Annotated in this window: 18 protein-coding genes and 2 pseudogenes; 4 read left to right on the top strand and 16 right to left on the bottom strand. The window is 43.2% G+C overall.

The genetic code is table 11. From position 1 onward, the window contains the following. The first annotated feature begins 211 nt into the window (after positions 1-211). A complete protein-coding gene (locus NLX78_RS22120) occupies positions 212-580 on the top strand; it encodes a winged helix-turn-helix transcriptional regulator (RefSeq protein ID WP_081112397.1) in 369 nt (122 codons plus the stop codon). A 635-nt stretch (positions 581-1,215) separates the two neighbouring features. Here NLX78_RS22120 and NLX78_RS22115 read toward each other — a convergent pair. The 9 genes from NLX78_RS22115 to NLX78_RS22075 form a co-directional block, all read right to left on the bottom strand. Next, a complete protein-coding gene (locus NLX78_RS22115; protein ID WP_231109365.1) occupies positions 1,216-1,362 on the bottom strand; it encodes a hypothetical protein in 147 nt (48 codons plus the stop codon). 310 nt (positions 1,363-1,672) lie between these two features. Next, positions 1,673-1,984: an SDR family NAD(P)-dependent oxidoreductase gene (locus NLX78_RS22110; RefSeq protein WP_254351513.1), complete on the bottom strand. Its 312-nt coding sequence runs from the start codon at positions 1,982-1,984 to the stop codon at positions 1,673-1,675. 495 nt (positions 1,985-2,479) lie between these two features. Beyond that, positions 2,480-6,481, bottom strand: a complete 4,002-nt coding sequence (locus NLX78_RS22105; RefSeq protein WP_254351512.1) for a GH32 C-terminal domain-containing protein — start codon at positions 6,479-6,481, stop codon at positions 2,480-2,482. A 191-nt stretch (positions 6,482-6,672) separates the two neighbouring features. Continuing rightward, on the bottom strand, positions 6,673-8,946 hold the full coding sequence (locus NLX78_RS22100) for a GH32 C-terminal domain-containing protein (RefSeq protein WP_061828392.1): 2,274 nt from the start codon (positions 8,944-8,946) through the stop codon (positions 6,673-6,675). Further along, the gene (locus NLX78_RS22095; protein WP_254351511.1) at positions 8,943-11,411 is read right to left on the bottom strand and encodes a PfkB family carbohydrate kinase; all 2,469 of its coding nucleotides are present in this window, start codon (positions 11,409-11,411) and stop codon (positions 8,943-8,945) included. Before NLX78_RS22095 ends, NLX78_RS22100 begins: the two co-directional genes overlap by 4 nt. 24 nt (positions 11,412-11,435) lie before the next feature. Further along, the gene (locus NLX78_RS22090; RefSeq protein WP_254351510.1) at positions 11,436-13,061 is read right to left on the bottom strand and encodes an ABC transporter substrate-binding protein; all 1,626 of its coding nucleotides are present in this window, start codon (positions 13,059-13,061) and stop codon (positions 11,436-11,438) included. 130 nt (positions 13,062-13,191) lie between these two features. Next, a complete protein-coding gene (locus NLX78_RS22085) occupies positions 13,192-14,088 on the bottom strand; it encodes a carbohydrate ABC transporter permease (protein WP_061828394.1) in 897 nt (298 codons plus the stop codon). A 13-nt stretch (positions 14,089-14,101) separates the two neighbouring features. Further along, positions 14,102-15,055: an ABC transporter permease gene (locus NLX78_RS22080; protein WP_235309800.1), complete on the bottom strand. Its 954-nt coding sequence runs from the start codon at positions 15,053-15,055 to the stop codon at positions 14,102-14,104. Positions 15,056-15,358: 303 nt separating this feature from the next. Beyond that, positions 15,359-16,327 (bottom strand): LacI family DNA-binding transcriptional regulator, encoded by a 969-nt coding sequence (locus NLX78_RS22075; protein ID WP_061828396.1) that lies wholly within the window; start codon positions 16,325-16,327, stop codon positions 15,359-15,361. Positions 16,328-16,877: 550 nt separating this feature from the next. Between NLX78_RS22075 and NLX78_RS22070 the strand changes: the two are divergent. After that, positions 16,878-17,204: pseudogene (locus NLX78_RS22070) on the top strand (Tn3 family transposase); the annotation flags it as partial. 289 nt (positions 17,205-17,493) lie between these two features. Here NLX78_RS22070 and NLX78_RS22065 read toward each other — a convergent pair. Then, positions 17,494-18,615, bottom strand: coding sequence for an NADH-dependent flavin oxidoreductase (locus NLX78_RS22065; protein ID WP_250268388.1), 1,122 nt, complete (start codon positions 18,613-18,615; stop codon positions 17,494-17,496). Between the two features lie 169 nt (positions 18,616-18,784). Between NLX78_RS22065 and NLX78_RS22060 the strand changes: the two genes are divergently transcribed. Then, entirely contained in the window at positions 18,785-19,213 is a 429-nt protein-coding gene (locus NLX78_RS22060) for a MerR family transcriptional regulator (protein ID WP_061828399.1), read from the top strand. 359 nt (positions 19,214-19,572) lie between these two features. Here the strand turns inward: NLX78_RS22060 and NLX78_RS22055 are convergent, their stop codons facing one another. The 6 genes and pseudogenes from NLX78_RS22055 to NLX78_RS26615 all read right to left on the bottom strand — a co-directional run bounded on the left by NLX78_RS22055 (position 19,573) and on the right by NLX78_RS26615 (position 23,321). After that, positions 19,573-19,998 (bottom strand): MarR family winged helix-turn-helix transcriptional regulator, encoded by a 426-nt coding sequence (locus NLX78_RS22055; RefSeq protein ID WP_160790819.1) that lies wholly within the window; start codon positions 19,996-19,998, stop codon positions 19,573-19,575. 119 nt (positions 19,999-20,117) lie between these two features. Further along, a pseudogene (gene nfsA / locus NLX78_RS22050) lies at positions 20,118-20,859 on the bottom strand (oxygen-insensitive NADPH nitroreductase). Between the two features lie 107 nt (positions 20,860-20,966). Further along, on the bottom strand, positions 20,967-21,251 hold the full coding sequence (locus NLX78_RS22045; protein ID WP_254351508.1) for an SDR family NAD(P)-dependent oxidoreductase: 285 nt from the start codon (positions 21,249-21,251) through the stop codon (positions 20,967-20,969). After that, positions 21,226-22,191, bottom strand: coding sequence for an NAD(P)H-dependent flavin oxidoreductase (locus NLX78_RS22040; protein ID WP_254351507.1), 966 nt, complete (start codon positions 22,189-22,191; stop codon positions 21,226-21,228). Before NLX78_RS22040 ends, NLX78_RS22045 begins: the two co-directional genes overlap by 26 nt. A 37-nt stretch (positions 22,192-22,228) precedes the next feature. Beyond that, positions 22,229-23,137, bottom strand: a complete 909-nt coding sequence (locus tag NLX78_RS22035) for an LLM class flavin-dependent oxidoreductase (RefSeq protein ID WP_254351506.1) — start codon at positions 23,135-23,137, stop codon at positions 22,229-22,231. Between the two features lie 55 nt (positions 23,138-23,192). Beyond that, a complete protein-coding gene (locus tag NLX78_RS26615; protein ID WP_302057471.1) occupies positions 23,193-23,321 on the bottom strand; it encodes a hypothetical protein in 129 nt (42 codons plus the stop codon). A 521-nt stretch (positions 23,322-23,842) separates the two neighbouring features. Between NLX78_RS26615 and NLX78_RS22030 the strand changes: the two genes are divergently transcribed. After that, complete coding sequence (locus NLX78_RS22030; protein ID WP_061828404.1) at positions 23,843-24,196, top strand: winged helix-turn-helix transcriptional regulator; 354 nt, start codon at positions 23,843-23,845, stop codon at positions 24,194-24,196. Positions 24,197-25,175 lie beyond the last annotated feature (979 nt).

Genomic DNA, 25,175 nt, shown 5'->3' with positions numbered 1-25,175 from the left:
ATCCTCTCTTTAGCACCATTATTGGCATAATACTGTAAAGCTTAATTGGTCTGCTCTCCGGGTTATGTTACAATAATCATTAGCTTGCTAATAATTTTTGTACTAGTTAGCAGCCTTGGCACTATCATAAGTCCATACGTTTCATTTGCAAAGAAGGCAATTTAAATGAACGTAGTACATATTTTTGTACTTTTAGACTGGGAGCGATATCATGAGGGTATGTAATGAAGGATTTGAAAAAGAGTTTATTGATGAAAAAAGAAATATGTACGCAATAGCCTTTACGCAAAATGTACTTTCGGGGCGATGGAAATATTTCATTATCTGGTATCTGGAAGGGGAAAGACGCCGGTTTACCGAGATAAAAAATTTCCTGAGAGGCTTGTCGCAAGGCTCGCTCACCAAGCAACTCAAGGAGCTGGAGGACGACGGAATTATTCAGCGCGATGTGTATCCAGAAGTTCCGCCACGGGTCGAATATTCGCTGACAGAGAAAGGAAACAAACTGCTGCCTGTCCTAAAGAAGATGGAGGAATTCGGTAAAGAATATGGGGAGAAGCCTGAATTAGATGAAGGATAAAGGCTACCCCCTAATCAGCCAGCACATAAAATCTCGCCATCTGGACCAAATGTATGTTCAGGATTGCTCCTTCAGCCAGCCATTCTAGTCCACCTCAAAAGGAATGGCCTTGCCACTACTTCTAATTGCATAACATATCGGGTAACAGTAAGTTAAGCCAACCTTTGGGGATAGGCCCAAAATATCGAACCTGGTCAAATCGGCAATAGTACCATGTTCTTGTCCATTTCGGCAAAGGGACCAAATTCTTGTCCTTTGCTTAGGACAAGAACTTGTACCGTTAAAAGACAAGAACTTGTACCTATTGGCGTTTTTTGTTCGCCCTCTTTACTTTATTTTAGCATAATAAAAAAAACCTTTGAAAGCGACAGACATGGTCTAGTGTGTCCTGCATTCTTTCTTTGTCCCCAACTCTTCTAATGAAGTTATTTAAAACCCCTAACAATTAATGTTAGGGGCTAACTTCAAGTGAAACCAGTATATCGCGCCCGTTGTGGCCAAAGAATACGTTCATTTTACTTTTAAAAAGTGTATAACTCAATTTATTACCAAGGTAAAAGCAAAGCTTATCAAGAACATCTGAAAAAATCCTATTTCAAAATTATTCTTTGCATATTGAAAGTCTAACAAGGCAATTAATTAAAATCTTGCATTAAGTCATCAATCACTGCTTTTACAGTTCTAATCTCTTTAATTGGAGTAATACCTGTGCCGACAGTAATATAGCCATCCACTTTGTTACCCTCTAGCATTCCGATACGCAGACCACTTGCTCCGCCCATTGCTTTTGCTCTTACTGATCACCCCTTGTTCCACCAATTGCGAACCGTGCTTGTTCTGCGGGCAACTGTTCCGCAATTTCTTCCTGCGGTGCATCTGGTTGAATTTTGACATGAACGAGAAAACGCATGTTTCACTCCTCCTAATATGTTAATATACTGTAAAATCCAAATCTCATTTATTATAGTTTCACACGATCAATACCAATACTTTCACTACAAGCATCGAGTAGGGTATTTTTATTGAAATAAATGTGGGTACAGGGAAGGAACTCCTCCGGCAAGACCCTGCTGTACCTCCCGACTTGTAGCATCAGTCAACAATCTCGTAGAGGTCGGCTTCAATCCCATCGATTGCGGTTCTAGAGATGTCCTTTGGAGATGATTTAGGCGCATGGATGCCAGCTGTCATGTCCGTGTCCATAAACGCTACATGCAATCCGGCACCCCTAACGTTCTTAGCAGCTAATTCTAAGCGTAATGCTTTTGTTACTCCCCATTGAGCAGATTTTGCAGCTGAATATGCCCCTCCTTCATCTATATTGATCCAAGATAATACGAATAGGATATTCAGAATCGAACCCCCTCCATTCTTCTCAATCACTGGTGCGAACGTGCGAATCATTGAAAGTGTACCAGAAACATGAGCGTCGAATTACAAATGAATATCATCCAGCTCACCTGTGAGCAGAGAAGCACCCGTTGCTGAACCAGCGTTGTTAATTAGAAGGGTAACATCCCCTGCGATCTCTGCTGCAGCTACCACAGATTTCGGAGCAGTAATATGAGTTGTAGTGGAATAGCACCAGGCAGATCGACTGATTCTGGGTTCCTCGCACCAGCGTATACTTTAGCTCCTCTTGCTAAAGTTCAAGAGCTAGATGTTTGCCTAAACCTCGATTTGAACCGCTGACAATAGCAACTTGTTTTGAAATATCCATTTTGCTACACCGAATCATTAAATTAAATACATTTTTATCTCCCATCCAAATAAAATTGGTTCAGCTTCGTTTTACAAGTACCTGCCGTTCTCCTTTGCCATTTCGAATGACAAGCTGCTCTGACTATTCGGTTTGCCTGGAGTGACTGCAGGACTCACGGGTGTTCTGTATTGACAAGGTCAGTTGTTGGTCTTCTTCTTTACCTGAACAGGTACGTTGAAATCATCGACGTTAATATGTCCAAACCCGCCTTTGGAGTGGTCAACCACTTTAATGTAAAGCTCCTCGCCGATATAATCCGACGCATCCCAAATCTTTCGTTGATATTCTTCATAATTGGTCGCTGTCTCTTTAAATAACTCTTTGCCGTCCGACGCCCGAACCAGCGCAACATACAGACGATCTATATCCCGGCCGCCGCTGATAAGGAAGTTGATCTTACCGTTCCCACCAAGGACGAAATTTTGAGATCTTAGCGCTCCGGTTAAGCTGTCGCCGCCGGCTTGCTCGTTGAAGCCCCACAAATGGTAGCCGCCCGGAATTTTATGCGACGGGTTGAAGTAAATGTTGTCCCAGAAGAACTGGGTATTGGTCACATGGACATTCTGGAAGGCGTCTCCTTCCGTCATCCATCCTGTTAAGTCGCCCGTAGCAAAATCATGGTTAGGCAACTCTGTAATATCCTTATACACAGAATTATCCCACTTATCGGGTACATAGACCGAAGCAGCCGGTTTACCCGTTAAGGCATTCATATCCCATACTTGCATGGATTTGATATTGATATCGCCATCGGCCCAGATCTGTAAGCCTAAGGAGTCGTATCTGCCTACATAGACACGAGTTGTCAGCTTCTTCTTGTAATTTGCAAAGGATTCAATGACCGAGCGATCGAGAAAGATATGGAGTTTCAAGTTCTCTCCTTCAAGATCTACATATCCTCCTTGAATGCCGTCCACACGCACATCCGGATCAATGCTGCTCTTGGTTCGATCCACATTAAACGTCCCGTTCTTCTTGTCGTAGTAAATGAGCGTCTCTTCTTGGCCTTTTTCCGAGCGGCGTACCTTGAGACCGAATTTCTGGGCCTCACGCGGATCAATCTCCATCACAATCTCTAGCATGTCGCCTTTGACATTTTGGATCAATTGATTGGCGCTCTCCAAATTTTTGTCCGAAAAATCAACCCATTTTTTCCCTCGAAGGCTCTGCAGTTCTTTAATCGGTTCGATATGCAATTTATCATGCTTATCGAGGCTTAGGGAAACCGGCAAAGATAAATTATGAGCCCATCCAGATTGATATTCGGCTTGCGGTGTTCTTACATTTTGCACCATGGAAAATACGACCGTTCTTCCGTCGGGTGTGACCAGACCGCTCTCTGCAGTTAAATAGCCGTCACCTACATCCATTTTGGAGGGTGCCTCCGAATCAGGAATAAATTTAAAGTTATCCCGGTCCCAGGTCCCGATCCAGTAAAAGACCTCAACATCTCTTTGCACATCGTTCGCTGGAGGAACATGCTCCGGCTTTTCATGGGGATTAATCATGAAAATATATTTTTTCTTGCCCGTACTATCTGTGCCTAACGGCAATAACACTGGTAGCTCCCATACCGTACCCAACTCCGGATAACGGCTTCTGTCACTAACGTATAACGGCCCCTTATATTCCCAATTGTACATATCATCGGATACATACACCAAAGCTGTGCCGCTGCTGAAGTCTGGAAGACCAGATGTCACTAACTGATACCACTTGTCCACCTCTTTGTCGTACCATACAAACGGATCGCGGAACTCGTTGTGGATGCCTTTTCCGTTCTGCTCCGTTACCGGTTTAGGATATTTCACCCATTTTTCCAAATAGGGATCGGACAAATCCGCCGGAGATGCCAACCCTGTTCTTTGGTTCGGCGACAAGGAGTCGTTGCCAGCGGTATAGAACAGAACAGGATTGCCGTTTCGATCATACGCTGCACTGCCTGACCACGTGCCGTCCGGATCTAGGGTGCCCGCTTCGGGCGCAAGAGCAGGTCTTACATTTTCCCAGTTCACCATATCGTCACTCACCCAATGCCCCCAGTGGATTTGATGCCAGAATGGACCTTGCGGGTTATGTTGATAAAATAAATGGTATTTGCCGTTATAGTAAATCGGTGCATGTGCTTCATTCATCCAGTTTTGCGGAGGCATCGCGTGGTACTGGGGACGGTGCTGATCTCCGTCAAACACACTTGGATCCTCATCAATGTCCGCATTCGGAATTTTCGGAATTGAACCTCCATGAAGCGCCTTCACGCTCTCATATCCAGCAAGTATCTCCTGGTTCGTAAGGGCTTTATTATGCAGCTTCACTTCATCTAAAAACCCGCTGAACATATTGAAGGAGAACACCCCTGCTAACTCTACAGGTTTATTATTTTTCCCGATGATCAGACTTTCGGTAGATGGTGTGATCGGAACGTTGACGGGGGTTGCTTGGGAAGCCACTTCCTCACCGTTTAGATATAACTTAATTTTTCCATCTTCTTTACTAAAAGTAGCGGCCACATAATTCCACTTGTATTTTTCCAACGGGTGATCCTTTACCCATACCTGAATCCACTGACCGCCGATGCCTACTTGCATCGACCATGTACCGTGCCGATACATACCAAGAGAAAAGCCTTCCGCTTTATCCTGATCGGATTGGTTTACGATCGCAGATAGCTTGTTTCCGTCTCCCCACTCATAGCTACGCGGTGCAACCCATGCTTCGATGGTTAACGCGTCGCTTACAGGCACAGTATCGTTTGCATTGACCTCAATATAATTCGAGTATCCATCGAACAATAAGGCGCCGCCTTTTATTCCGCGCGGAGTCCATCTCGGATCCTTCGATGCCATATACCTGGCGTTGTTAAATACATAGTTCACATCGTGCTTAAGATTGTGTACTTTCTCCAACGCCTTCTTTCCTGCGCCTTCATCAAGGTTTAAGTAGAAAATAGTCCCCCTACCACTTGCTTGGAAACGATCAACGGCAATGCTGGCTTCATTGGAATGATCGACAACCTTTACATAGAGCTTCTTGTTGTAGTGTTCTTGCACATTCCATGAGATTTTCTCGTTCGCGCTGACATTCCCGGTTTTCATAAGCAATGTGTTGCTGTTCGCATCGTAAAGTGCGACATATGCGTTTTCCGGTTTGAGGATATCCAAAATAGTGAAGTTAATTGTTCCGGTTCCCTGAAGCGTGAAAGTATTAGAGGTGATGGAGCCCTTACCTTGCACGGAGGATTTGGCATAGAAGTTCCCTTCTTTGCTCGCATGAGCTTCATCGGTCACTTCAAAAGCATCTCCCTCAACCGTCCAGCCATCGAGATTTCCAGTTTCAAAGCTTGGATTGTCGATTTCATAGCGTTTGAAATCTGGCTTGATATCCGTCGCAACCATTCCTTCAGCTGGCTCCGATTCATGGTACACGGAGAATGCGTCCGCAAAAATGATTCCCCAATCCGAGGTTGCATTATCGACGACCTCCACATACAGTTTCTTGCCCAATTGTGTGGAAAGATCCGCCTTGTATTGCACCATATTGGCAAGCCGCATGCCCTGCGCAGGATCCGGGAAGCCAACGTCGGCGAATGCGCTATTTCCGTATCGGGCAATAACTTGTCCCGTATCGACTTCCACAATATTTATAAATACCTTGTCTGGGTTCTTCGCACCGCCAAGCTTGAAGCTGATCCAGCCGCTTCCGCCCAGCTCGAAAGTGCTGGAACGAAGTATACCTGTCGCAGATTCGTCATACTTCCAGCCGTTTAAATGATAAGCTCCTTCCTGGTTATACGGTATTTTTTCCGCCCACCAAGTCGTTTCGTCGGTTACGCTATTCGGACCGAACGCATCGCCTTTGACAACGGTCCATCCCGTCAAATCTCCTGTTTCAAATCCAGGATTCCGGATTTGATAGACTGAATCCGGAACTGACAATCCCATGTCATTCTTAGGAATATTCTTGATTTGATAAATCGCATCCGTAACCGATGATTTCACATCATTCTTAGGAATGAGCGTTTCTCCAGCAACAGTTCTATTTTCGGATGCGACAGAGATTCCCGGAACAACTAGCTGGAGCACCATAGCCCATATAACCATTCCTAATATCCAACATTTTCCTATTTTGACTTTCCTCATTCTCGAGCCTCCTTCGAAACTTGTTATACTTACGAACATCGATACCTCATTTCGAAATGCTCTCCTTGTACAAAGATGAATAGTCATGAAGAAGGGAGAATATGAATGAAACGTTTCCAATCGGAGGAATGCAAAGTTTCTTGATTATTTTGTGCATGACCCCATTCGTATGGAGCGCCTAAGCAATCGTCTTACCAAATGGACTGCATATCCCATATATCCAAGGATTTAACAAACGGTTCTCCATCTCCCCAAATCTCGAGTCCCAAAGCATCCATACGGCTCGGATATACCCGGGTTGTCAGGCTTTTCAATCCGTTTGCATAGGCTTCGACCATGGAGCGGTCCAAATAAATGTGGAGCTTCAGATTCTCCCCAAGTAGCTCCAACTTCCCGCCTTGAACCCCTCCGCACTTTTCTCCCGGGTGCAGCGTCGTTTTCGACCGGTCGACCAAGAGCATCGTTTGATTCCAATCATAATACAGCAGAGTTTCTTCCTCTCCGTCCGGCGTACAACGGACCTTGATTCCAAATTGTTTGGCGCTGCCGGGCTCCAATTCCAATTGAATCTCAAGCATGTCACCATGAACATCCCTGAGCTGTACATTAGTTTCAGCCAATGACTGGTCCCGAAGCGATAGCCGCTTGGCGCCACGTAGCGATTGAAGCTCCTGAATCGGCTCTATTCCCAGACGTCCGTCATCCCTCAAATATACGCTTAACGGCAAGCCTGCGTTATGAGCCCAGCCCGACTTATATTCCATCTCGGACGTCCGGTCGCCTTGGGCTATCGTAAAGACGATATTTCTGCCGGTCTTCGGATCAACCATTCCGCTCGGTCCGGTAAAATGGAAATCCCCGACGTCAATCAATTGAGGCTCTTCTTGATCGGGGATGAACGAAAGATTTTGCTTGTCAAGTTGCCCGATCCAATAGAACACCTCGACATCCGCTCCCTTCCCCACAGGGCTGACAAGCAGGAGATGTTTGTTCCCCCCCTGCTTGTCACTGCCAAGGGGAAGAAGCACAGGGAGCTCCCAGATGGGTCCAAGGTAAGGAAACTTCTGAATATCTGCTTTAAAAAACGGCCCTTTATACGTCCAATTCAGCATATCCTGTGACGCAAATGCCAGTGCTGCTCCGCCTTCGATTCCGGACCCGACCAGAGCATACCAGCCGTCATCGTCCTTCCATACGAACGGATCCCGGAAATCCCCAAATGCGCCCATTCCCTTCTTTTGCACGATCAACGGCTCCGGATGTTTGACCCAGTGAACCAGATCCGGGTTTCCGTCAAGGGTATAGGTGCTTCGGGCAAGCGCCACGCTCTGATTCGGCGAAGCGCTGTCATTACCTGCCGTAAAGAACAGGACAGGCAGGCCGTCTGCATCATAGGTTGCGCTTCCCGACCAGATCCCGTCCGGTGCGAGCTGATCCTTTTCGGGCGCCAGGGCCACGGGTAGATCACGCCAATGCACCAAATCCTGACTTACCCAATGTCCCCAATGGATCTGATGAAAGAACGGCCCATGCGGGTTATGCTGATAGAACAAATGATATTGCCCGTCAAAATAGATCGGTGCATGGGGTTCGTTCATCCAATGGGCTGGCGGGCTAACATGATATTGCGGTCTGTGCCGATCAAGCAGCAGTGGCGTCCGGTCCAGCTTGATCTCGTCATAGTTTAATTGCGGCCGGATACCTTCGTGAAAGGTATTCAGCACATGCCGATAAGAAGCGGCCACTTCTTCCGCGCTCAGCGCCCGATTATAAATCTTGAGTTCATCAATGATACCGCTAAACATGTGCAGGCTGAACACTTCCGCCAGCAGGCTGCTATGGTTATTCTTGCCGATAAGAAGATCCAAGTCCGTCGCCTCAGCTAGGCGGGAACCACGAGGCAAGGCTGCCGAAGCAATTTCACTACCGTTCAAATACAGCTTGATTTCGCCTTGGTTCCCATCGAACACTGCATTCACGTATGACCATTCATTCTTGGGCAGTTCATGGCCGTCCGGCGACCAAAGTTCCTTCCAGTCCCCTCCTTCCAGCCCAACTTGGAAGGACCAGGAACCGTGACGGAACATACCGAGCAGATAACCCTGCTTACGATCCAGATTGTAGCGGTTCACAATAGCGGACAATTTGCCATCATCCCCCCATTCATAGGAGCGTGGGGCTAACCATACTCCAATGCTTAGCGCTGATCGATACTCTGGCTCGGTGTTCTGATTTCTCTCATCGAACGAATGCGCAATGTAAGTCGAATAACCATCGAACAGGAGCCCATTTCCAATTACTCCCTGTCTCCACCGTGGAGGGCAAGGTTTAGTAAACTCCGCTTGGTTAAATACGTACTGGATATTATCCTGGACTTGGGATACGCTCTCCAGAGCGCTTGTACCGGTTTCTTCATTGAATGCCCAATACATGATCAATCCCCGATTATCGGTTGCATGGCTCATACCTCAACACTCCTTGATGTCTGCTCCGTTGGACCATTGGGAATATGAATGGAGTTAAGAGCATGCATATGAAACGAGTTCAGTACAACTTCCCCTGATTTCGCACTTATCTCAATACGATCCATCGGAGCATCAGGGAATATTTGATCCGTCAGTGCAACCAAACCCTCATTCGCGTACACTTCAACCGCGTTGCGATCCAGCCAGATATGCAGCTTGATCTTCCCATTCTCCGAAACCATTCTAGCACCGTGCTTGCACGCAAACGATGAGTGGAAATCAGTCAGGCCCGATTTCGAACGGTCGATGAATAGCCATTGACGCCAAGGGTCATAACCGATAATAGTCTCACTTTGCCCAGAGGACTTCATTTTAATGTGAACCTCGTCCCCGGAACGAATGTCGATATCCGCTTCAATTTCAAGCAGAACATCATTTATTTTTTGCGTAAACGGCGCCTCTGGCGTAACCTTAACCTCATTCCAGCAGAGCGTTCCTTTCCGCAGCTGCTCTATTTCCCGAACAGGCATTTGGGTCAGAACTACGCCCTCGTCTCGGCTGGTCAATGACAAGACGCGAGGCAGAGTCATTGTGCCTCTCCAGGCCCCGGTAGGCGTTTGGTTAGCATATTTCCAGTTGCTCATCCATCCGATGATCACACGCCGTCCGTCCTGCTCAGCTATATCCGACCAGGTGACCCCCGCATAATTGTCCCGGCCATAATCCAGCCACAGGATATGATCGGCCGGATTGTAATTGATGAACGTATTTCCGTCGAACTCTCCGATAAAGTATTGCGTGCGTGAGCCTTCCGGACAGTTGGGATTATCTCCGATGCTTATGATAAGTACCCATTTGGAATGTCCGCTGTCATCAACCAGCAATTCAAAGAGATCAGGGCATTCCCAAACTCCGTCATGCGAGCCATCAATCTTTCCGAATTCGCCTGACAACGACCATTCACGCAAATTGTCCGAACGATAAAACCGAACGTGGTCTCCCGCGACAAGAGCCATAATCCAGGATTCACTTGGCGAATGCCAGAACACCTTGGGGTCCCGGAAGTCGACCAGATCATGCTCGTCGAGTATTGGGTTCCCCTCATATTTGTGCCAAGTTCGGCCTTTATCACTGCTGTAAGCCAGGCTTTGCCGCTGGCGAGGTTGTCCGGTCTCCGGACAGATGTCTGCATGAGTGAAGAGTGCGATCAATCCATGGGAACCATCGAACAGTCCGCTGCTATTATTCCAGTCAACCACACAGCAACCGGAGAAAATAGCGCCATGCTCATCCGGGAACAGAGCGATAGGCATATGCTCCCAATGAACCAGGTCTTGGCTTACAGCATGACCCCAGTGCATTGGTCCCCATTGGTTACTATAAGGATGGTGCTGATAAAACAGATGATAGACTCCCTCGTAATAGACTAATCCGTTGGGATCATTCAACCAATGGGAGTGAGGTGAAAAATGAAAACCCGGCCTAAATCTATCATCATCGTGCTGTTTATTTGTCTCGATTATCTGGGTAATTTCATCTGTCGTCGGCATAGATTGAAGAGCCCCTTTCCGTGTGGTTACTAATGCACCGCCGGCATTAGCAAAAGTTAGCATACCGATGATTTGCTGTTTGGTCAGCTGATTCAAAGAAACACCGGCTTTCAGTATCTTATATAACAAGCAGCCCAGAAAAGCGTCGCCGGCTCCTGTCGTATCAATGGCCTCTACTTGAAAACCCGGCACATATCCGTCATGACCCGCTAATCGGTAATAGCAGCCTTTTTCCGCTAAAGTTACGACGATCCAGGTGATGCCGAATTGTTGTTGCAGCTCTAACGAGCCTTTTTCCACATCAGTTGTACCCGTTATAAAGTGGAGCTCATCTTCCGATATTTTCAGGATGTCGGCATACTTCATGCCCCAAATGATATTCTGTTTCGCTTCCTCTTTACTCTCCCATAAAGCAAACCGGATATTCGGATCGAATGAAAGCAGGACTCCTGCCTCTTTAGCCTTCACAACTGCCGCTCTTGTTGCCGTACGGGCCGGCTCATGGGTCATCGACACAGAACCAAAGTGCAGTGCATGGCAGTTTTCAATCCTATCAAACGGGACATCCTGCGTGCGCAAGTATGTATCCGCTCCTGGCTTCCGGTAGAAGCTGAACGATCGGTCTCCGTTGTCATCCAGATGGACAAATGCCAGCGTTGTATTGGCTTCATCTGTAAACGAAAGCGCAGACACGTCGATGCCGCCGTTCATCAAGGTATCGTGCAGCAAGGAACCGAATCGATCATCCCCAACTTTGCTAATCAATGTCGCTCTAGCTCCTAAGCGGGATAGAGCAGCTGCTACGTTAGCCGGAGCCCCTCCAGGATTGCATTCAAACTGCTCGTTGCCTCTCGCTGTACGACCTGATGGCGTAAAGTCTATCAATACTTCCCCAATGGTTATTACATCAAGCACAGTTTCTCCCCACCTATCCTTTGATTATTTATTTTTTAAATTTGCATTATAACGGTCCAGCCCTTTTTGATAGATCTCCATCAATTCGTTCAGACCCATCTTCTCCAGTGTCTTCACATAGCGGTCCCACTGCTCATCCACGCCGCCATCGACGATGAACTTGCCTCTTTGGGTATTTACATATTTAATAAGTTCTGGCTCAATCCGATTGATTTTATCTAGTTCATCCGGCTCAAAGAAGATGCTCGGATAGTTTTCCTTTTTCATATATGGAGTGTAATATTTTTCCAAATACTCAGCACGCTTCTGAGCTCGGGGTTCCATATCAACAACTTTTCCGAAGTCATCGAAAGTAATGACGCCCGGATTTCCTGTGCCTGGAGCCACTTTTTGACGGAATTCACCTGCGGAGACTCCTTTGGGAAGCGGCAGGTTCACCAATTTTCCTTTTTCGTCCTTCTTGAATACGACATCCAACGGACCCCAGTGAATTTGAGCCGCCATGTAAGGGTCATACTGTTGATCGATCCAACGCATCGTCATTGCCGGATAACGGTTCTCCTTTGTAATCACGAAGCTACCTCGTCCCGGTCCTCCGCCGTTGTTGCGACCAATCATTTGATCTCCATTTGGGCCTTTAAGCGGGGGCAGCAGAGCATAATCCTTACTACGCTCCGGTCCGACAACTTCTTCGACTTCCCACCAAACGTAGGAGCCGAGCGTTTCATCTGGTGTTTTGCCTTTTGCTAAATACTGAGCGGCGTCCTGGGTGAACGATTCAGGGTCAATCAGCCCCTGTTTATACCAGTTATCATGAATATATTTTAATGCTTCCTTATATTGAGGTTGCGAAGCGGTAAAGATCACTTTACCTTCGCGGACAATCCGATGTTCCAAATTATCCGGAAGACCGAAAGCTCCGAATATGCCGGCAATGTCACTACACCACTGCATGTGCATAAAGCTTAATGGGATTTCATCAGCCTTGCCATTGCCGTTCGGGTCCTTCGTTTTAAAGGCAATCAAAGCCTGCGTGTATTCGTCCAGCGTTTGAGGTACTTTTAAGCCCAGTTTATCGAGCCAATTTTTATTGATGACGTGAAAGAAGGGGTTGGTATCGAGCTTATTCTCTTCCCACGACGGCAGCCCATAGATGTGACCGTCTGGTGCTGTGATGGCTAGTTTAATGTCAGGCCGACGATCTAGAAGCGCTTTCAAATTAGGCGCATATTTATCAATTAAATCCTCCAGCGGAATAATGGTTCCGTCTTTACCATAATTGATTAGATCGTAATCTGTGAATCCGGCTCCGTAAAATGCGTCTGGCAAATCTCCGCTGGCCAACAACAAATTTTTCTTCTCTGCAAAGTCAGCGTCTGGAATGTTTTCCCAGTCAATCTTTACGTTTGTTTGTTTTTCCAGCCGCTTAAAAATTTCCATTTTCGAGTAATCCGGCGCTAAAGCAGCTTTCGGGGATACCATCTTTAATGTCACCGCTTCTTTAACAATCGGAAGGCCGGTTTTATTAAAATTCGCATCCTGATCCGGGTTTACCGCCTGATTTTTTGACTCGCCGCCTCCCGAACATCCGCTAAGCGCAAACACTCCGGCCAGCACTAGAAGCCCAGCACTTTTGAATAACGATTTCATCGTACACAACCTCCTGTTAGATCATTCCACAAGCTGAAAATTTAATTTCGTTGCTCTTCTTATATAGTTGTCTGGATGATGGACTTATCGTTTCTGTTGCACATCACCCCTTTCAGGCACCATGACAATGTTAGCCTTTGATCGAGCCGATCATCACGCCTTTAACAAAGTATTTTTGCAGGAAAGGATACAAAATCAGCAACGGTAGACTGGATACCATGATGACACCATATTTGATAAGCTCTGTAACGCGCATCTTCGCTGCGTAAGATTCCACGTCTATCATCATGCCCGAGTTGGCCTGATTCTGGACAAGAATGTTGCGCAGAACCAGTTGCAACGGATACTTGTTTTCGTCGTTCAAGTAGATCAAAGCGTCAAAGAAACCATTCCAGAAGCCGACAACATGATATAGTACCATTACGGCTATAACGGACTTAGACAAAGGCAATACAATGCTCCAAAAAAATCTGGTATTGGAACAACCATCGATCGAAGCTGCCTCCCACATTTCATCTGGGATGGTCGACTGAAAAAAAGTTCTTACGATAATGACATTAAACACACCTCCCGCTCCAGGAATAACAAGTGCCCAGATCGTATTCAGCATGTGAAGATCTTTGATCAGCAAATAGGTTGGGATCAGCCCTCCACTAAAAAACATGGAGATCAGTAAAAACCACATAATCGCCGATTTTCCCGCCAGTCCTTTACGAGCTAACGGGTAAGCTGCACATACGGTCACGGCTACTCCGATTAATGTTCCTAGACCCGCATATAAAATCGAGTTGGCATAACCAATCCATATAGATGAATCACTGAATATCCGCCCGTATCCATCCAGCGTAAAACCCTTTGGAAAAAACCATACTTCTCCTGAGTAGATGAGATTGGGGTCACTAAGTGAAGCAATCAGCACAAAATACAACGGGAATAATACAAGCAGCATAACTATGGTCAACATGAAGTAGTTAACAATGTCAAACCACATGTCTCCCTTGCTTTTTCTCTTTAATAATTGATTCAAAATGAACTCCCCCTTACCACAGGCTGGTTTCAGTCAACTTTTTGGCGATCCGGTTGACGGTGATTATCAGGATAATATTTACAACAGAATTAAACAGACCAATTGCCGTAGAAAAGCTGTATTGTGCCTTTTGAATCCCGATTTCATAAACATAGGTCGGAATGATATTGGAAGTGGCATAATTCAAATCGTTCTGCATAAGGAAAGCCTTTTCAAAACCGATGCCCATAATGTTACCGAGTGCGAGAATCAATAAGATGACAATCGTCGGCAAAATGCTTGGAATATCCACATGCATTACGCGCTTCCATTTGCTTGCTCCATCCATAATCGCGGCTTCATGCAATTCTGGATTGACCCCTGCCAGTGCAGCAAGGTAAATGATGGTAGCAAAACCTGTCTCTTGCCAAACCCCTGATAAAATATACAAAGGACGGAACCAACCTTCGTCGGCCAAAAACATAATGGGGTCTCCTCCGAACAAGGTGATGATGTGATTCACGATTCCGCTGTTTGGAGACAGAAAAACATTAAGCATACCGACGAGCACTACGGTAGAAATAAAGTGTGGTGCGTAAATTACAGTTTGTACAATTTTCTTGTATCTTTTGGCCAACATCTGATTCAACATAATCGCTATAATAATCGGAGCAGGGAAGCTAAACACAAGCGATAGAACACTGAGTGTAAGTGTATTCGTCATAATCGTCCAGAAGTTATAGGAATCGAAAAAATCAATAAAGTGCTTAAAGCCTACCCACTCGCTTCCCCAGATCCCCCGACTTGGTGAAAAATCCTTAAAAGCAATTTGTATTCCATACATCGGATAGTACTTAAATACGAGATAAATAATAATGATTGGCAGCAAAAACAGATACAGTTCATAGTCACGTTTGACCTGGTTCCATATTTTGCGATTTGGCTTGATCGTGGAATGATCCAACTCACTAGTTCTTGAATTCACCATTACACTCCCTTTCTTGTAAAAGGATATTTTCATTTTTGAAACGTTTCCAATTTATTATAAGAAAAACGTCAGTCGGTGATCCATACCATAAATCCACCGAATGAGTTGAAGTTTTTCCAATGTAAAAAAACTTGCCTAAGATAACGGGAGATGATACATTTGCTGATTCAACTTATTCCTTCGATCTTTTAACAGAGTAGTCTGATTGTAAAATGAAACGTTTCCAATTTTCTAAAAGAAAAGTCAAGTTTGCATATCCAGACTGTGATCCGACTTTACGAGCTAATATCTTTACAATTAAAATCATGTAGTTTCGCCTTGTCTGAAGATAACGGGGAGACGATACACTTGCTGATCTAAAGTTATACCATCGATCTTTTGATACAGTAGTCTGATTGTCAAACGTGCCATCTCCTCCACTGGTTGCCTGATTGTAGACAATATCGGATGAAAATAACGATGATCCTGAATGCCGTCGTAACCGATGACCTTTACATCCTCTGGAATACGAATCCCCTGCCTACCTGCTCTTTCTATATATTTGGCGGCAAACATATCGGTAATAGCGAAAATGCCGTCCACATCCTGATGCTTAGATAGAAATTCGCCAAAATAGGCTTCGTCATCCACAATAGGATCTGGTTTCTCGTATACAACATAGTCTACACCTAATTTTTTCGCCTCATCAATGAAACCTTTTCTTCGATTCATGGTTTCACTAAAAACGGAAGTTACACTTCCCATAAAAGCCGGTTTCTGGGCCCCTGCTTTAACAAGTTCCCTCAAAGCTAGACGGCCTCCCTCATAATTATCGGAGGTTACACAAGTGATTTTTTTGTTGAAATGCCTATCAATACTTAGAATCGGAATGTCATTGCTTACGCTATTTTCTATATCATTGTAAGTAATGCCGACAATACCAGCCACTTTGTTTTGCCGTAGCATATCCAGGTAATACAGTTCCTTTTCTGGCTTGCCGCCGCTATTACATAACATGAGCTTAAAGCCTTCCCGATCCAACTCATCCTCAATGTAATAAGCTAGTTCAGAAAAAAAAGGATGCCAGATACTTGGAAGCAGCAAGGCTACCATCTTGGATTTCCTCATTTTAAAATTTCGAGCGACTTCATTAGGAAAATAATTGAGTTCTTGTATAGCTTTCTCCACTTTCCTTCGTGTATCTGGTTTTACAGAGCCCGAGTTATTAATAACGCGGGACACCGTTCCCACAGCAACACCAGCTATCTTAGCTACATCTCTAATACTTGGCATTTAACCCCCCCATCTCTCTTATGGGAATTATAATAGCACTAAGTTGGAAACGTTTCAATTATTTTTTGAAGCGCTTTTTTTCTGACTTTTTTCATTGCCTACCCCGCATATGAATTTCGTGCCACCTGATTCAATCACACCTATTCGCTTTTTATTCTATTTTTTTACAAACTTACACAATGTACTTTTCGAAGCGACACAAACATGTAGGCAACTCTATAAAATTAGAACTTAATTATTTCAGATTAAGGTTGATGCGAACTGTAGCTTTTATTGTATTAGAAACGGCGATCAAAATGACCGCCACCGCAGTGTAAAATAGATAATCACATCTATTATTTCTTCTTCAAAAAAAATAAAATCTCCTTTTAGAGACCGGTTCTTCTCTCGAGCTCTTCCGGTTTACATCAATGCAATATCCATTTACATATTTTCTGTGAAAAATGATATGAGTGTCTTGACAATCAACATGTCCTGGAAATTTTTCGACTTCCAGACTACTTCGTAATAACGCTTAAGTTCTTCCTCTGTTGGCACGTATGGTAGCTTCCGTCGATTACAGTGGATTGGTGACAACATCGATGCGCTTGATGGAGTAAACGTTGAAAAAGGTAGACTACATATTAATCGGCTTGAAAAAGATGTTCAAGAAGAGGCGAAACAATATAGCGCTGCTCTCTACGACATGTTGCCACGGGTAAAGCTACCAGACCTACTTTTAGAAGTAGCAAGTTGGACTGGGTTTGACGAGCAATTCATTCATGCTTCAACCAATCGTCAACCTAAATCCGAAGAAAAACCGATTGTTCTGGCATCGCTCATGGCTATGGGTACCAATATAGGCTTAACAAAAATGGCTGATGCAACGCCTAGTATCTTAGAATCATTACGTCCGCTGAACCAAGGATAGCATAAAAGCCGGTTACACCCTTAACGTGTGAAAACCGGCTATTTTTGTACTCAGAATTCCTTAGCGTTGTAAATCTGCGTTTTGCTGGTGGTACCCCTTCAAGATCGAAACATTCGCAGTATGTGTGTCCGCAACAGTAAGAATTGCCCTACCGAACTACGGATGGACGGAGCACTTAAGAATTAGCAAAAGAAACCCGAAGTCTCATAAAAGACGTGGGTTTCTCGTCAATCTGAGTAGCCTTTAGGACTACTTTTTATTTCCCAATATTAAACCAACCGGGCATTGCTTGAATTACATTCCAGAGTTTTTCTGGAATATTAAGCTGGTCGAGTTTTGAAACGTTCAACTTAGAATCTACCTCGGCTTCTCGTCCATTTGCGACCATTTCAACCCAAGTAGGATTCATAATTAACGCATGCCCAATGGCAACTAGCGGCAATCCTAATTCCACAGCTTTAAGAGCATCATCCGGTGTTATTATGGAACCAGCAGCCATCACAGGTACCTTACCGTTTGCTCTTTCAAGAATTAATTCAAGCCGTGTTTTTTCATCTTGACTATCTACTGGCTTTGAAGACACATTATCTAATGAAGCATGTATATAATCCAAATTCTGTTCAACAAGAATATCGATTAATTCATACGTGTCTTTCATACGTAATCCGTCCACTTTGGAGGATTCTTCAGGTGAAAATCGGTATCCTAAAATGAATGGTTTTGTAGCATGTTTTTCAATGACATTTTTGATTTCGTTAATAATCGCCAATGGAAAACGTAAGCGATTTTCAAGTGATCCTCCCCATTGGTCCGTCCGTTGATTCGTTGCTGGCGACCAGAAGTTTTGAATTAAAAATCCATGTGCCCCATGAATTTCGACGCCATCAAATCCGGCTTCTATCGCTCGTCTTGTTGTGTCTCCAAAAGCACGTACAATCGACAAAATCTCCTCATGTGATAGTTCTCTTGTTTCTGGAGTTGAACCTAAATTAGTAATTTCGGGTTGCAATGCACTCGCACTAACTGCATCCAATTCGGGCAAAGCTTTATTGCCAGCATGAAAAATCTGTAGGATCACAGGAGAGCCTCCACTTTTCGCTGCCTCAGCTAATTTTCGTAAACTTGGAGTAAATTCATCATTGTACCCGGCGAATTCATTCGTAAAACCCTGTCCATTCGGTGTAACATGAGTACACCCTGTAATGACGAGTCCTACTCCATTCACTCTTTGTTTGTAATACTTTACTTCGTCATCCGAAATGGTAAGATCGTCATTGCTTGACCAGGTTGTCATAGGTGCCATAACAATTCTATTCTTCATTGTTATTCCACTTCTGAATGTGAAGGATTCAAATAACCTACTATATTTTTGATTCATTTCTTTAACCTCGCTATCATATTTTATTTTCTGTTTCAGTGTAATTGGTTACCGTTACAGTAGGTCAAGGATTTATTTTTATATGATTACATATAGAATTGTTGTGCTTTCATTCTCTTTATGATATATATTTAGTTACAGTAACTGTAACTAAAGGTGGGACAAGTAGATGTTGTATTCAATGACATACGTAGTGGAGAATTTAAATGTATCTGCAAAAACACTTAGGTTTTATGAAGAGCAGGGGATATTACCAAATATATCTCGTGACGAAAAAGGCCGTAGAGTTTATAACCAACAACAAATAGATTGGATTTCTTTTATTCGTTGTCTCAAAGAGACAGGAATGCCTCTTTCAAAAATCAAGGATTACAAGGAACTTTATGAATTGGGAAATAGCACCTTTTTGCAAAGAGAGGAGATGTTGATACAGCATAAATTGGAACTTCAGAAGAAAATTGACGAAAGTTTTAAACACATGGAAGAAATAAACTATAAAATTGCCATGTATGAACTTCAGAAAGAAGAGGTTATGAAAAACCCTAACTATAACTTTAAGTGTCACGGTCACGGCCTGGAGATTAAGACGGTGAATTAATGTAATGTACTTGCGCTAACGGGGAACGATAGTTCAATCTCCAACTAAGACTAGGCTGCCGATCAATGTCGGCAGCCTAGCTCTGTCTTTGCACATTAACGTAAACAACCCAACAAGATAAATGTAGGTTTATTCCATACGTTTGAGACGCTGGTATTTCTCCAATCATAGCGAAATTCCCAGAACTTATATTTAACATATTTATCCATCTACTTTGCCCTTGTGACAGCGACGCTGGTACTACCCCTTCTTTGGATGATTACACATAGGGATGCAGCCAATAATAATGCACCCTTTCTCGTTGTGTTATTAAATCAGCAATGTTTAGCTTGCTAAATATATTAAAAAAGATGGAGAACTCATGATAGATTATTCTCCATTTGTTGCATTAATTGTCTTAATATCAGCCGATCTTCCGTAGAAATGGATTGAAGTAGTTTTTCCTGCTGTTGTCTCCATTTGATCTCAACCGGTGTCTCTAATTCTTTGCCTTTGTCCGTTAGGAAAATGCGCATTATCCTTGCATCTTGTTCATCACGTTTACGATATATAAATCCGTTCTGCTCCAATGATTTAACCATGTTCGTTACCGTAGGCGGTTCGCATTTTAAGTGTTCACATAGTTGCATTTGTGTTACCCCATCACCCAACCACAGACGATACAGCAAATTATCTTGCCCTACATAAAGGTTAAGTTCCCTGAGAGATTCACTATAATTTCGACGCATTTGGGAGGAGATTCGATCTAACGACTGACGAATATCACAATCCACTTGATCTGTCATTAATTCATCATCCCTCGACTCGAATGTTATTTAGCGGGCTAACTATATCACGACGAATTTGATGTGTCAAATTAATTTATGATGAACTTCCTTCTGGTCAAAAAAGTTTCTTCCCTGCTTCATTTTTTGGCATATCCCTGTTTGTGGAGATAGTCCATCATTTGTGGCTGAATACTTCTTTGCAGATGATCATGGATGTGGTCACTCCATCCTTTTACTTTTTTCGCTGAGAAAGGGGGCTTTTACAGGTCGATTTTCATAATACTTCAACATGGTCTTATCATAAGTTGCTAATTTCAGTTTATCGAGTGTTTGATACTGGTTTTCATGTAAAACCATGGATTTAGGCAACCTTGGCTTGAGTTCAGGTTTATTTCCAGATGGACTACCAATACATAGTCCCACCAAAGGAATCACATACTTCGGTAAATTCAAAATTTCAGATAATTCATTAATGTTACTTCTCACACCACCAATAAAAACGCCACCAAGTCCAATAGATTCTGCTGCGGTTAAAGCATTTTGCGCCATAAGCCCGGCATCAAATGAACCGATTAAAAGAAATTCTATATATTCAAGGTCAACTTCAGGTGCGATTTGATGATTCCGGTGGAAATCTGAACAAAAAATCCAGAACTCTGCGGCTTCTTCAATATAAGGTTGATTAACCGAAAGTTGCATCACCTTTCTTCGAAGATCTGGATCTGTAATTCTAATAATAGAAACGGCCTGCAAAAGACTGAATGATGATGTTTGATTAGCTGCCTTAAAGATTTCTTCTCGTTGTTCTTGTGTCAGTGGTTGATTTGTATAAGAACGAATGGACGTATGATTATGAAGTAATTTAAGGGTATTATTCATATGAATATCTCCTTCAATATTATTATCATAAATAAAAGTGTTAGCAAAAATAGCAATGAAGTCTTAGTTATAGGTGGCCTCATATACTAACTCAATTCAATATTACGTTACATCACAGACAATCCTCCATCAATTACATGATCAGCACCCGTTATATTAGAGGCTTCATCACTCGCAAGAAACAAAGCAAGGTTAGATACCTCTTGAGACTGCCCTAATCTTTTGATGGGAACTTCTTGTACCCGTTCTTCAATTTCTTTTTCACTTAGAGCTTTAGTCACAATGTTTGTTTGTATAGGTCCTGGTTGAATTAGATTTATCCGAATTTGATCAGTGGCAAACTGTAGGGAAAAAATTTTGAGATCTTCATCCGATGGTTTTAACAATTTCATCAATCACTTCTTGACACGTTAGAATTTGCTGAATACCACCGGCTGATTCGGATACACTTACGGTCCCATTAACCAGATCGCCATCTAACATTCCTATTTTGAACCCTTCTCCATAATATTTGTATGCTTCTGCAGGCTTTCCTTGATTAATGAGTTCTAACGCTTTTTTGCCCGCTTCTGTAGGAATGGTTCTCAAATGTCCTGTACCTGATTTAAATTCAATAAACTCTTCACTTTTCACCTTAATGATGGCTTTCTTTGTTTCCATACTAGCTGGATTTTCTTTGGTCACTATAAACCTTGTTCCCATATATACACCTTCTGCACCCATAGATAGTGCTGCTTTCGCTCCCCGACCATCTATAATTCCTCCAGCAGCAATAACAGGGATTTTTACAAGTGAAGTGATTTGTGGAACAAGGGAAAGCGTACTAATTTTATAATCACTGATATGACCACCAGCCTCATAACCTGTAACGATAAGGGCATCCACTCCTGATTTCTCGGCTTCTACAAGCTTCTCTACAGTCGGACTTAAGTCTCTGTAAACGACCTTAATGTCATGTTTTTTAAGTCGTTTCAGTTCACGATCGACCACATGTTGTCCAATGGCAATAACGTTTTTGACATTTTCTTTAACCAATACATCAAAAACTGCATTAGTAAAGGGGTCTTCTGTAGCCCCTCCCATCGGGAAAATGTAATTTACTGCAAAGGGTTTATTCGTTAAAGCTTTTACCTTGCGAATTTCTTGGGTTAACCGGTCTGCCATATCTTCTGCACTTGTTGCCTTTTCGGTTTGGCCGGCATTTGGCCCGAGTACGCCCATTCCACCTGCATTGGATACTGCTGCAACAAATTCCGCAGAGGTTATCCAGGTCATTGCAGCTGAAATAATAGGATATTCTATACCCAGTAGTTCTGTAATTCGGTTTTTCATGATTGATTTCTCCTCTTTTTAAAAAAAAATTTAATTATTACTTCGTATACCTGTTTTCAGGGTAAGGTAGACCCAAATTCCCTCGAAGTGTGTCGTCCTCATATTCCTTGCGGAAGATGCCTTTATCTTGCAAGATGGGAACTACCAATCGGATAAAATCTTCAAATCCGGCTGGATGATCCTGTCTTATGAGCAAGATATCCATAACGCCCTCTCGATACCAATGTTCTATTTTCTCGGCAACCTGCTCCGCAGATCCCATCCATTGAGGTTTCGGCACTCGATAACCTTTAGGTATCCATGATTCGATTTCCCTTAGCTTGTCTAAGGCTTCTTTTTCCGTTTCACCAACGATGGGATTATGAGAAGGCATCATCAGTAGGTCGTTTGGTGAACGCCCTTGATTTTGCACTTTACGTTTAAGTTCAGCAGTAAATGCCTTGAGATACCCAAAATCATCTCCAGGCGCCATGATGATCTCAGCATGCTGTGCAGCAATATCCATGAATTCCATGGAAGTTCCGGCTTGAAAGACGACCGGTCTGCCTTGCCGGGATCGACTGATATTTAATGGTCCCTCCACTGAAAAGTAATTCCCGGTATAATGCAGCGGATGCATCTTACCAGGGTCATAGAAGAATACTCCACTTTTCTTGTCACGTATAAAGGCATCGTCTTCGTACGAATCCCAGAGGCCTTCAACAATCTCTAAAAACTCCTTTTTCATGGGATAAAGATCTGCTTTCCTTAAATGGGACCGACTGTAAATGGCTAACCCTCCCGGATTAGAGGTGATCGCATTCCATCCTGCTCGGCCCTTGCTAATCTTGTCGAGTGAGGCTATTTGTCTAGCAACAGTAAATGGATCAGCATATGAAGTAGCTATTGTTGCGGTCAAGCCAATGGAATGAGTCACATACTCAATGCAGACAAAATAGATACGCACTCAAACATGCTTAGATAGTGTGGTATCATTCCAGGTCCAATATGACTTACGTCTGCTAAAAAGATGAGGTCGAACCTTCCCTGTTCAAGTTGCCTGGCTTTTTGAACGTAGTAATCAATATTTTCACTGGCATCTGCTGGAATAGCGGGGTGTCTCCATCCCGTGTAATTCCAACCAACGCCATCAATAATCCCTCTTATTTTTAACTTTCTTCCTTCCATTGTTGAATGATCTCTCTTTCATGAGGTTCTTTAAAGTTACAGTCAAAAAAGGAAAGCAGGTTATCTAATTGCTCTGGAAAATCATTTACCCCAATAATTCTCTGGACCTTAGCAATGCCCACATGGTCGAGCGATCAGCTGCAGAAGTCCTAATGTTTTGGAGACTTTTCTTAGCATCACTTCCGTTATAGACATGAACGAAGTCTAAAATCGAAAGCTGTAGTCTATTTCCTGTATTCACTTATCAGTAAATCCTTTCTGTGTTATATTTATTTAGCTTACTAAATATAAAAACGCAATCTTAGTTACCCTATTAAACTATAAAACGAAAACAAGAACATTATCCTTTCGCATTTTAGGTTAATTAAAACTAATTGTTTTGGTTTGTTGACACAATCATAAAGTCATTATGTTCATTTGCAAAGAGGGCAATATAAATGAACATAGTACAACTCTTTGTACCTTAAGATTAGGAGTGATATCAATGAGGGTCTGTAATGAAGGATTTGATAAAGAATTTATGGATGAAAAAAGGGATATGTACGCGATAGCATTTACCCAAAATGTTCTTTCAGGACGTTGGAAATATTTTATATTATGGTATTTAAAAGGAGAAACACGCCGTTATACGGATATAAAAAAATTTCTTGGAGGTTTATCACAAGGCTCTCTCACAAAGCAGCTTAAAGAGTTGGAGAACGATGGAGTTATTAAACGTAATGTTTATCCGGAAGTTCCTCCGCGAGTAGAGTATTCATTAACAGGCAAGGGAATCAAATTACTACCGATCCTTGAGAAGATGGAGGAATTCGGTAAGGAATACGGCGAAAAACCTTAATCTGATGAAGTTTCCAAACAAGCTTATTACCGAAATTTTGAATCCAAAGAAAACATTTTTATTTAAGTCTTTGTCCAAACTTCTTCTACGCAATCCGTGCGAATGAGTAAGGAAATCATACAACCGATTTCACAGTTAATATGGTTGCCTTTTACGCTCTATATGGTGAACGCAAAAAAACGCATGGAAGCTGTTTATGTTTATGCGTCACAAAGAAAAGCGCGGTAAAATCATAAAGGGTGCCTGCATTCAGCAAGCAAAAAATTATAATTTTTCTCAATGCTTCCTATACCGCTTTCTTATTCAAGGCCCTCATTCGTAGATATGTGGGTTTTGCAGTAAGTATTGGCATGTATGGTCAGTCATTTCTGCTGGCGCTCGAGGCATATGGGATAGCTGGTATTCTATAGATATCATTTGGCTTTTTCGTCAGCCGGTACGAGAAGTTCTTTTTGTATTTCTGAACTCAAATTACTATTTCAGGATTCCTTTTGCATTTGCAGATATAAAAGCAACAGTAAATAGCTTTCGGATGGGACGCGATCCAATTGAGAACAACGTGACCCTTCAATGTTAAACAACTGTCGACCCACTGAATGACATTAGTTCAATGATTTCAACGAATCATCCTAAAACATTTCTGCAATGAGTATGAATACCATCACGCTATTGTCTCTTCCTACAGTCTTCCTGGCTTGTTTGCTATTAGATGTTAATCAAATCGGTAATCGGAGCAAGTTCCCTTTTCGGAAAAGAAACCAAGTTCTTGTCCTCAACTCGGAAAAACTTGGTTCCTCAAAACAAAAAAGCTGCTAAGTTCCGCTCAGATAACCCTTTCCCAATGGGCTGTACCACGAAGCCAATGCTGAGTTTTTCTAACGTAGGCAGTAGTTCGTCTTCCGGACATCTTCACCACAACGAATCGCTCTCGATGGCCGTCGTAAGCGGCTTAATGGAATGCGCGCGTCGAATGGTTCCC

It is taken from the genome of Paenibacillus sp. Lou8.1, assembly GCF_024213565.1.
In the GTDB taxonomy this organism is placed as follows: domain Bacteria; phylum Bacillota; class Bacilli; order Paenibacillales; family Paenibacillaceae; genus Paenibacillus; species Paenibacillus polymyxa_B.
The sequence above is the reverse complement of the archived record's forward strand: the minus strand, read 5'-3'. Positions and strand labels throughout refer to the sequence as shown.